At 75.0% G+C, this 9,258-nt stretch carries 8 protein-coding genes; 4 read left to right on the top strand and 4 right to left on the bottom strand.

The window, feature by feature from the left end; all coding sequences use genetic code 11:
• Positions 1-187: 187 nt before the first annotated feature.
• Together AB0G32_RS39795 and AB0G32_RS39790 are read right to left on the bottom strand one after the other, a co-directional pair.
• Positions 188-2,542 (bottom strand): glycosyl hydrolase family 65 protein, encoded by a 2,355-nt coding sequence (locus AB0G32_RS39795; RefSeq protein WP_361175766.1) that lies wholly within the window; start codon positions 2,540-2,542, stop codon positions 188-190.
• The gene (locus AB0G32_RS39790; protein ID WP_361175763.1) at positions 2,539-3,282 is read right to left on the bottom strand and encodes a beta-phosphoglucomutase family hydrolase; all 744 of its coding nucleotides are present in this window, start codon (positions 3,280-3,282) and stop codon (positions 2,539-2,541) included. Before AB0G32_RS39790 ends, AB0G32_RS39795 begins: the two co-directional genes overlap by 4 nt.
• 75 nt (positions 3,283-3,357) lie before the next feature.
• Here AB0G32_RS39790 and AB0G32_RS39785 point away from each other — a divergent pair, with 75 nt between their 5' ends.
• Positions 3,358-4,008, top strand: a complete 651-nt coding sequence (locus AB0G32_RS39785) for a nucleoside/nucleotide kinase family protein (RefSeq protein ID WP_361175760.1) — start codon at positions 3,358-3,360, stop codon at positions 4,006-4,008.
• A gap of 511 nt (positions 4,009-4,519) precedes the next feature.
• On the opposite strand, the gene AB0G32_RS39780 is transcribed toward AB0G32_RS39785, so the two are convergent.
• Positions 4,520-4,918 (bottom strand): DUF3662 domain-containing protein, encoded by a 399-nt coding sequence (locus AB0G32_RS39780; RefSeq protein ID WP_361175757.1) that lies wholly within the window; start codon positions 4,916-4,918, stop codon positions 4,520-4,522.
• Positions 4,919-4,970: 52 nt separating this feature from the next.
• Entirely contained in the window at positions 4,971-5,138 is a 168-nt protein-coding gene (locus AB0G32_RS39775) for a hypothetical protein (protein ID WP_361175754.1), read from the bottom strand.
• Between the two features lie 139 nt (positions 5,139-5,277).
• Between AB0G32_RS39775 and AB0G32_RS39770 the strand changes: the two genes are divergently transcribed.
• From AB0G32_RS39770 to AB0G32_RS39760, 3 genes are all read left to right on the top strand, one after another.
• Positions 5,278-6,192 (top strand): MurR/RpiR family transcriptional regulator, encoded by a 915-nt coding sequence (locus tag AB0G32_RS39770; protein ID WP_361175751.1) that lies wholly within the window; start codon positions 5,278-5,280, stop codon positions 6,190-6,192.
• Positions 6,193-6,270: 78 nt separating this feature from the next.
• On the top strand, positions 6,271-6,642 hold the full coding sequence (locus AB0G32_RS39765; RefSeq protein WP_361175748.1) for a hypothetical protein: 372 nt from the start codon (positions 6,271-6,273) through the stop codon (positions 6,640-6,642).
• A 135-nt stretch (positions 6,643-6,777) separates the two neighbouring features.
• Positions 6,778-9,183, top strand: a complete 2,406-nt coding sequence (locus AB0G32_RS39760; RefSeq protein WP_361175745.1) for a SpoIIE family protein phosphatase — start codon at positions 6,778-6,780, stop codon at positions 9,181-9,183.
• Positions 9,184-9,258 lie beyond the last annotated feature (75 nt).

Here is a 9,258-nt window from a genome sequence, read left to right as displayed (position 1 = left end):
GGCCGGCCGGCCGCCGCCGCCCGGCCGGCCCGCCGCCCGCCGGTCAGGACGGCGTGCGCGCTGTCGGCCATGTCCACCCCTTCGTGAAGGCACCCGGAACCCCGGGCGAACCCGGGGCGAACGGAGTCAAACTAACCCGGGGTTCCGTGGGCCGCAGGGTGGGATACGGCCAGTCGCCGGGCCCGGTTCAGCGGGCGTTGGGGCGGCGGTGCGGCGGCTGTTCGGGTTCCGCGCGCGGGGCGAGCGCGGGGACGGCGCGGACGACGGGGCCGTCGCCGCCCACGGTGAACCCGGTGCCGTGGTGGCTGACCCGCATCGGCGCTCCGGACAGCAGGGTGTACGTCGTCTTCGCGCCGTCGATCTCCACCCGCAGGCACCGGCCGCGGAACTGGAGCCGGAAGGCGAGCCGGCTGAACTTCTCCGGCAGCCGCGGGGAGAAGCTGAGCGTGTCGCCGTCGCGGCGGGTGCCGCCGAACCCGGCGACCAGCGCCATCCAGGTGCCGGCCAGGGAGGCGATGTGCAGTCCGTCGCGGGTGTTGTGCTCCAGGTCGGCCAGGTCCATCAGGGCCGCCTCGGCCGCGTAGTCGTAGGCGAGCCGCAGATGTCCGGTCTGGGCGGCGACGACGGCCTGGCAGCAGGCGGACAGCGAGGAGTCGCGGACGGTGAGCGGCTCGTAGTAGGCGAAGTTGCGGGCGATCTGCTCCGCGTCGCTGTGCGCGTCGAACCAGCTGCCGCAGGTGTACAGCGCGAGCACCAGGTCGGCCTGTTTGATCACCTGCTTGCGGTAGAGGTCGAAGTACGGGAAGTGCAGCATCAGCGGGTACTGGTCGGCGCCGGTGCGGGCGAAGTCCCAGCGCTGGTGGCGGGTGAAGCCGGCGTGCTGCTCGTGGACGCCGAGTTCGTCGTTGTACGGGATGTGCACGGACTCGGCGGCGTCCCGCCAGGCGGCGCTCTCCTCGTCGTCGACGCCGTGCCGGGCCGCCTGGTCCGGGTAGCGCTCGCAGACGTCGGCGGCGGCCAGCAGGTTGGAGCGGGCCATCAGGTTCGTGTACAGGTTGTCGTCGGCGACCGCGCTGTACTCGTCGGGGCCGGTGACGCCGTCGATGTGGAAGACGCCGTGGTGGTCGTGGTGGCCCAGCGAGCGCCACAGGCGCGCGGTCTCCACCAGCAGTTCCAGCGCGGTGTCGCGTTCGAAGCCGGTGTCGCCGGTGGCGGCCGTGTAGCGGACGGCGGCGTGCGCGATGTCGGCGTTCACGTGGAAGGCGGCGGTGCCGGCCGGCCAGTACGCCGAGCCCTCCGAGCCGTCGATGGTGCGCCAGGGGAAGGCGGCGCCGCGCAGGCCGAGCTGGGCGGCGCGGTCGCGGGCGGCGGGCAGGGTGTCCTGGCGCCAGCGCAGCGCCTCGGCGACCGCCTTGGGCTCGGTGTAGGTCAGCACCGGGAGCACGAACATCTCGGTGTCCCAGAAGGCGTGGCCGTCGTAGCCGGAGCCGGTCAGGCCCTTGGAGGGGATGGCCCGCTGTTCGGCGCGGGCGCCGGCCTGGAGCACGTGGAAGAGGCCGAAGCGGACGGCCTGCTGGATCTCCTCGTCGCCGTGCACCTCGACGTCGGCGCGGGCCCAGAACTCGTCGAGGTAGTCCTTCTGCTCGGCCACCAGGTCGTCCCAGCCGCCGTGTCCGGCGGCCGCCAGCGCGGCTTCGACCTGGTCGCTCATGGCGGGCCGGGAGCGGGCGCCGGACCAGCCGTGCGCGACGGTCTTGCACACCCGCAGCCGCTGCCCCGGCTCCAGCACGGAGGTGACGGTCAGCCGCGCCACGTCGTCGCTGGACTCGCTGCCGCTGGTGGTGGACTCCGGTCCGTCCACCTCGTGGTCGGCGGCGACGGCGACTCGCAGCCCGCTGCGCCGGGTGCGGTGGACCAGGCGCAGCCGGCCGCCCTCGGCGCGGTGCTCCTCCGGTTCCAGCGGGGACTTCAGCGCCCTGCTGGCGCGCGGGTCGCCGTTGGGGTCGGGCAGGCTCTCGTTGGCGACCAGCTCCGACTGGATGACCACCCGGATGCGGCTGTCGACGGCCTCCACCTGGTAGTCGACGGCGGCGATGGCCCGCTGGGTGAGGGAGACCAGCCGGGTGGAGCGCACCCGGACGGTGGAGCCGGCCGGGGAGGTCCACTCGCAGACCCGCTCCAGGACGCCGCGGCGCAGGTCCAGGCAGCGTTCGTGGGTGATGAGGCGGCCGTAGCGCAGGTCGAAGGGCTCGTCGTCGACGAGCAGGCGCAGCAGCTTGCCGTTGGTGACGTCGATGACGGTCTGGCCGGACTCGGGGTAGCCGTAGCCAGCCTCGGCGTAGGGCAGCGGGTGGAGTTCGTGGACGCCGTTGAGGTAGGTGCCGGGCAGGCCGTGCGGTTCGCCCTCGTCGAGGTTGCCGCGCCAGCCGACGTGGCCGTTGGAAAGGGCGAAGACGGATTCGCTCTGGGCGAGCAGGTCGAGGTTCAGCTCGGTCTCGCGCACCGACCAGGGCTCGACGGCGTAGGCGCGGTTGGTGATCACTCGGCGCCTCCGAGCAGTTCGGCGAGGTCCTTGACCACGCGGTCGGCGCCGTGTGCGTACAGGGCGTCCCTCTGGCCGACGCGGTCGACGCCGACGACGTGTCCGAAGTGTCCGGAGCGGCCGGCGTCCATGCCGGCCAGGGCGTCCTCGAAGACGGCGGCGCGGGCCGGCTCGACGCCGAGGTCGTGGGCGGCGGCGAGGAAGGTGTCGGGGCGCGGCTTGCCCGGCAGCTTCCGTGTCCGGGCCACGACGCCGTCGATCCGGGTGTCGAAGAGGTGCTCGGCGTCGATGGAGCGGAGCACGTCGACGGTGTTGGCGCTGGACGACACGACGGCGGTCCTCAGGCCGGCCGCCCGCACCGCCTCGAGGTAGCGCAGGGTGCCGTCGTACGCCTCGACGCCGTCGGTGCGGATCTTCTTCAGCAGCAGCTCGTTCTTGCGGTTGCCCAGGCCGTTGACGGTGTCCCGGTCCGGTGGGTCGTCCGGGTCGCCCTCGGGCAGTTCGACGGAGCGCGAGGCGAGGAAGGTGCGCACGCCGTCGGCGCGGGGCATGCCGTCGACGTACCTGCTGTAGTCGGCGTCGGTGAAGGGCCGGAAGCCGGCGCCGTCGCGGGCCCGCAGGAACGAGTCGAACGTCTCCTTCCAGGCGGCGGCGTGCACCACCGCGGTCTTCGTGACGACGCCGTCGAGGTCGAAGAGGCATGCCTGGACGGATGCGGGGAGGCCGAGCTGCGTGGTCATACCCCTGACAGTTCCCCGCCCGGGCACCTCCCATCGGGTGGTCCCTGCCACAGGGCCGGATGGCAGACTCGGGGCGTGCCGCTGACTTTCGACGATCTCCTGTCCCGCGCCCGTGCCCTCGCGGGCGGCGGACGGCGCGCGCTCCTCGGCATCGCGGGCAGCCCGGGAGCGGGCAAGACGACACTCGCCGAGCGGCTGGTGCGGGAGCTGAACGGGGCCGGTGAGCCGTGGGCGGCGCACGTCCCGATGGACGGCTTCCACCTCGCCGACGCGGAACTGGACCGGCTGGGCCGCCGGGACCGCAAGGGCGCGCCGGACACCTTCGACGCGGCCGGGTACGCGGCGCTGCTGCGGCGCCTGCGGGCGGACGACCCCGGCGAGGTGGTGTACGCGCCCGGCTTTGAACGGGTGCTGGAGCAGCCGATCGCCGGGGCCGTGCCGGTGGGGCCGGCGGCCCGGCTGGTGGTGACCGAGGGCAACTACCTGCTGCTGGACGACGGCGCCTGGAGCCGGGTCCGGCGGGCGCTGGACGAGGTCTGGTTCTGCGACCTCGACGAGACGGAACGGGTACGGCGGCTGACCGCCCGGCACGTGGCGTTCGGCAAGTCGCCCGAGCAGGCGGCGGCCTGGGTGCGCCGCTCGGACGAGCCGAACGCCCGCCTGGTCGCGGCGACCCGGGGACGGGCGGACCTGGTGGTGACGGGGAGCGCGCGGTCGCCGCGCTAGCTGGGGCGGGGCTCGCTTGAGCGCCGCGGCCCGCCGCGGGGGCAGGTGATCCTGAGACCGGCACCGGGCTCGGCACCCCCGCGCGACGGCACGACGCCTCGCGGGGTCGGCCTCGCGTGCGGTCGCGGCGCCGGAACGGCGGAGGACGTGCCCGGCCGTCTCCTCACGGGGCCGGTAACGGCGGGCGGCGGTTCGCGCGCCGGTTGGTGTGGGGGCGCGGTGCCGGGAACGCCGGAGGGCGTGCGCCCGCCTGGAGGGCCCGGCGCCGAGGACGTACCCGCGTGCGATGCCGTACCACCCGCGCCCGGCCCCACCGGCCGGTCACCGCAGGCCACGCTCCCGCATGAGGGTGCGGTGCCCGGGACGCCGGAGGGCGTGCCCGCCTGGCAGCGCGGCGCCGAGGATGTACCCCCGCGCGATGCCGTACCACCACCCGCGCCCGGCCCCACCGACCGGTCACCGCACCCCGCAGAGGTGTGCTGGTGGCGCGGCCGCCGGTGTGGCCCCGGGGTCAGCCCGCGTGCGGGAACCCCGCCGCGCTCACGTGCGGCATGACCCGGCTGGTCACGCTGTAGCGGCCGTTGGGCAGGTCGTCGGACCTGGCGATGTGCACCGCGAGGGGGCCCGCCCACTCGTAGCCGTGCCGCTCGGCGTGCCGGGCCAGGCTGTCGGTGATCGCCTGGCCCACCCGGCCGCCGCGGCGGGTCAGTTCGTCGTGGACCTCGTCGGCGAGGGCGACGTCGTAGGCGTTGGGCACCAGGACGCGGCCCGCGGCGCAGACCACGGCGTTGCTGTCGCACTCGGTGCGCAGCGCGTCCAGGAGTTCCACGGGTTCCTTGTCCAGGACCCTGGCCCACACCGCCGCCCAGCGGTTCTCCAGGGCTTCTTCCAGAGCGCTCAGTGCGCCCATGCGGTCTCACCTGCCGTAGTGGTGTGCGAAGCGGAACGTCGGGAGCGCGCGGTCACTTCTCGTCGTAGTCGTCGGGGCGGACGTGGGCCTCCTCCAGCGCCTCGCGCATGGTGCGGCCGGTCGCCCCGGCCTGGTGCTGGGCGTCGCCCTCGCGGCTGTCCCGTTCGAGGACCTCGTCGGTGGTGTCGGTCTTCGGCCGGTTCTCTTCGGGGACGGTCATGGCACGGCTCCTCGTCGGTCGTACGGGTGTTCCGAGGCGGCGGGTTCCCGGACCGGGCGCGGCTATCCCTGGGCTATGTTGAACCTTCCTCGGGAGAGGTCCCCGGAAGAGGCCCTCGGGAGACGAAGGAGGCGCACCGGTGCCATCGCCGCAGCAGGCCCGCGCCCAGGCGTCAGCGATCACCTCGACACCGGCCGCCCCGGAGCCGGAGCTCTCCCCCGCGTCCCGGCTCAGGACGCTGTTCGACCGGCCCCGGCTCTCCCCCGGGCAGCGCCGCATCGCCCAGTACCTGATCGAGAACCTCACCGAGGCGGCGTTCCTGTCGATCACCGACCTCGCCGACCGGGTGGGGGTCAGCCAGCCCTCGGTGACCCGGTTCGCCTCGGCGGTCGGTTTCACGGGTTACCCCGCGCTGCGGGAGCGGCTCCAGTCGCTGACGCTGGCCGCGCGCGGCGGCCCCGCCGAGGAGTACCGCGGCAACGAACTGCAGGCAGCGGTGGACGCCGAGATCGAGAACCTGGAGAACCTGCGGCGCGATTTCGCCGATCCGCACGCGGTGATCGGCACCGGCCGCGCGCTGTCGGAGTCGATGCCGCTGACCGTGCTCGGGCTGCGCATCTCCGTCTCGCACGCCGAGTACTTCGCCTACGCCGCCCGCCGCATCCACCCCGACGTGCGGCTGGTGACGCGCGGCGGCAGCGTCGCCTACGACGCCCTGCTCCAGTCGCGGGAGGCCGGCGGCAGCTGGGTGCTGGCGTTCTCCATGCCCCGGCACGCCCGGGAGACGCTGCACGCGGTGCGGGTGGCGCGGCGGGCCGGGCTGAAGGTCGCGCTCGTCACCGACCTGGCGCTCGGACCGGTGGCCGACGAGGCGGACACCGTCTTCGCCACCGGCACCGGGTCCACGCTGGTCTTCGACTCCTACGCCGCCACCGGGGTGCTGTGCGCGGCGCTGCTCCAGGCCATGACCGACGCCGACCCGGAGCGGACCCAGGCCCGGCTGGAGGCGTACGAGCAGATCGCGGACGAGCACCGGTTCTTCCTGCGGGACTGAGCCGGGCCGCACCCCATGAGCCGTATGAATGTTTTCATACGCCTTGAAAACCGAACGGCATATATAAATACTGCTCCCATGTCCCTGACGTCCACGCGCACCGGCCCGGACTGGCCGTGCCAGGTCAAGCCCCCCGGCAGCTACGACTGGGAGCGCTCGGCCGTCAGGTGGCTGCGCGAGCTGGTGCCGGCCCGCTACGCCGGCTACCCCGCCCTGATCCGTCACCCGGTGCTGCTCGCCCGCCACGCGCACCTCCAGGTGCAGCAGGAGATCCGGGTCGCCCGCACCGCGCTGCAGAGCGCCCGGGCCGACCTGCCCCGGCTCGGGCTGCCCGAGTCCGTCATCGAGCACACGATCAAGCTGTACGCGGCGGAGATCGGTCAGTTGCAGCACATCGCCCGCAGCGTGCGCGCGGTCACGACGGCCCTCACCGACGACGGCGGCCGCTGAGGTGCTCCGGACCGGGGCCCGCCGGATGTCCCACCGGCCCCGTGCAGCCCGTGCCCGCACGGGAGTCACAGCCCGGCCCGCGGGCCGGGCCCGGCGCCGGGGCCGGTTGCCGAGCGGGTCAACGAACAGGGCCCGATGTGCGATGCTCGTGACGTGACGAGCGAGCACGCCACGCCGGATCTGGCCACCCTGGCCAAGGTCGTCGCCAGACAGCGCGCCGAGATGGACCGGCTGCGCGACCTGGCCGCGACCTCGGCCGTCCTCGAGCGGGCCAAGGGCGTGGAGATGGCGCTGCGCGGATGCTCGGCCGACGCGGCGCGCGAGGCGCTGCTGCAGCGGGCCAAGGACCGGCGCCGCACGCTGCTGGAGGAGTGCTGGATCACCCTCGGGACGCTGGGTCCGCCGGTCCCCGGGACCGACCGCACCCCGGAGCTGGCCGTGGCCGGCGCGTCGGGCGGCCCGGCGTCCGGCGCCACCGTCCCCGGGGTCCCGGCGGCGTCCCCCGCCCCGGACGACGTCCCGGCCGCCCTCGCCCGCCTCGCCCGCGCCCTGGTCCGGGTCGGCTCCCCGCGGGAGCTGACCCGCTGCCTGCTGGAGCACCTCGGCCCCGAGACCGCCGTCGACGCCGTCCTGCTCTACGCCCGCCTGCCCTCCGGCGCGCTGGAGCTGGTCGGGCAGGCCGGTATCGACGACGCGCTGGCCGCCCAGTGGCAGCGGATGCCCCCGGTCAGCGGTCTGGCCGCGCCGGACGCGCTGCGCGCCGGTGAGCCGCGCTGGCTGGAGGACTTCGACCGCGACCGGGAGCGGTACCTGCTGATCGGCGACCCGCCGGAGCGCTGGCGGTCGCGGGCCTGGCTGCCGGTGCCCGACGGCCGGGAACCCGGCTACTGCCTCGGTGTGCTGCGCCGGCGCGGCGGTGCCTTCCCGCCCGACGCCCGGGAACGCCTGCTCGCGGTCGCCGGGCTGTGCGCCGGCCGGCTGCGCGCCTTCGGCGCCCGCCAGGAGCCGGCCGGGGAGGCCGACGCCGTACAGCGGGTGTTCGACGCGCTGCCGGTCGGGGCGATGCTGCTCACCCCGCTGCGGTCACCGGCCGGAGAGGTCCAGGACTACCGCATCGACGCCGCCACCGAACCGGCCGGCCGGGCCACCGGCCGCACCGGGCCGGAACTGGTCGGGCGGCGGTTCCTGGAGTGCTTCCCGGCGCTGGCGGGCGAGCCGCTGTGGCCGGCCTGCCTGGACACGCTGACCACCGGCAGGCCGTACGAGGGCGAGCCGTTCGCACACCAGGACGTGGTGGCGGGCACCGCCGAACTGGCCACGTACTCCGTCCGGGTGGCGCCGCTGGGCGGCGGGCTGGTGCTCACCTGGCTGCGCCACGGCAGCTCCGACCGCCAGGAGCAGCGGCTGGCGGACCTGCAACGGCTGGGCAATCTCGGCTGGGTCAACTGGAACCTGGTCACCCACGAGGCCGGCTGGTCCACCCAGGTCTTCGCCATCTTCGGGCGGGACCACGGGCAGAGCCCGGTCCGCCTCACCGAGCTGCCCGAGCTGGCCCTGCCGGAGGACCGGCCGGCGCTGGTCCGGGCCGTCCGGGCGCTGATGGCCGAGGGACGGCCGTGCGACGTGCCGTTCCGCACCAGGACCCCGGTCGGCGTCCGGCACCTGCGCATCGTCGCCGAGGCGGCCGCCGACGCCGACGGCACCCCCATCGAGGTGCACGGGTTCGTGCAGGACCTGACCGCCCGGCGCCGGGTGGAACTGGCCCTGGTCGAGAGCGAGCGGGCCATGGTGACCCAGCACGACGTGCTGCGGGCCGAGCGCGCCCTGGTCGCCCAGCTCCAGCACGCGCTGCTCCCGCTGCCCAAGGGGCGGCTGCGGCTGGCCGGGCTGCGCGTCGAGGTCTCCTACCTGCCCGCGCAGTCGGGGGTGCACGTCGGCGGTGACTGGTTCAGCGCGATCGAACTCCCGGACGGCGACGCGCTGCTGGTGGTCGGCGACGTCGCCGGGCACGGCGTGGACGCGGTCGCCACCATGGCCCAGCTGCGGTTCACCGCCAAGGGCATGGTCATCACCGGGTCGTCGCTGACCGGTGCGCTGACCCGGCTCAACACGCTGCTGCTGCACTCCCGGGACACGCACGGCACCGCGACCCTGGTGCTGGCCCGCTACGAGCGGGCCCGGCACCGGCTGGTGTGGGCGCAGGCGGGGCATCTGCCGCCGCTGCTGGTGCGCGACGGCACGGCACGCTACCTCGACCGGCCGCGCGGCATGCTGCTCGGCGCGACGTCGTCCCCGGCGTTCGAGGAGGCGGAGTGCGTGCTGCGGCCGGGCGACCGGCTCGTCCTGTACACCGACGGCCTGGTCGAGCGGCCCCCGGAGAACATCGACCGGGGCCTGGAGCGGCTCGCGAAGGCCGCCGCGGCGTCCGTCACGGACACCCCGGACTCGCTGGGCCCGCTGCTGGCCACGCTGCTGGAGGGGGAGGAGCGCCGGGACGACGTCTGCGTCCTGGACGTCCGGGTGCCGGCCGAGACCGCTTGAGCGGCGCGGCGCGGCGCGGCGGCGGGCGGAGCGGCCGGGCGGTGCCGGTCAGTCCACCGGGTGCCCCGGGCGGAT

Origin of the sequence: Streptomyces sp. NPDC023723 (assembly GCF_040639815.1) — a bacterium.
GTDB lineage: Bacteria > Actinomycetota > Actinomycetes > Streptomycetales > Streptomycetaceae > Streptomyces.
The sequence above is the reverse complement of the archived record's forward strand: the minus strand, read 5'-3'. Positions and strand labels throughout refer to the sequence as shown.

Excerpts from the sequence above, each read along its gene's own strand:
- AB0G32_RS39780 (WP_361175757.1), bottom strand. The coding sequence starts at position 4,918 with ATGGGCGCACTGAGCGCTCTGGAAGAAGCCCTGGAGAACCGCTGGGCG.
- AB0G32_RS39765 (WP_361175748.1), top strand. The coding sequence starts at position 6,271 with ATGTCCCTGACGTCCACGCGCACCGGCCCGGACTGGCCGTGCCAGGTC.
- AB0G32_RS39790 (WP_361175763.1), bottom strand. The coding sequence starts at position 3,282 with ATGACCACGCAGCTCGGCCTCCCCGCATCCGTCCAGGCATGCCTCTTC.
- AB0G32_RS39775 (WP_361175754.1), bottom strand. The coding sequence starts at position 5,138 with ATGACCGTCCCCGAAGAGAACCGGCCGAAGACCGACACCACCGACGAG.
- AB0G32_RS39760 (WP_361175745.1), top strand. The coding sequence starts at position 6,778 with ATGTGCGATGCTCGTGACGTGACGAGCGAGCACGCCACGCCGGATCTG.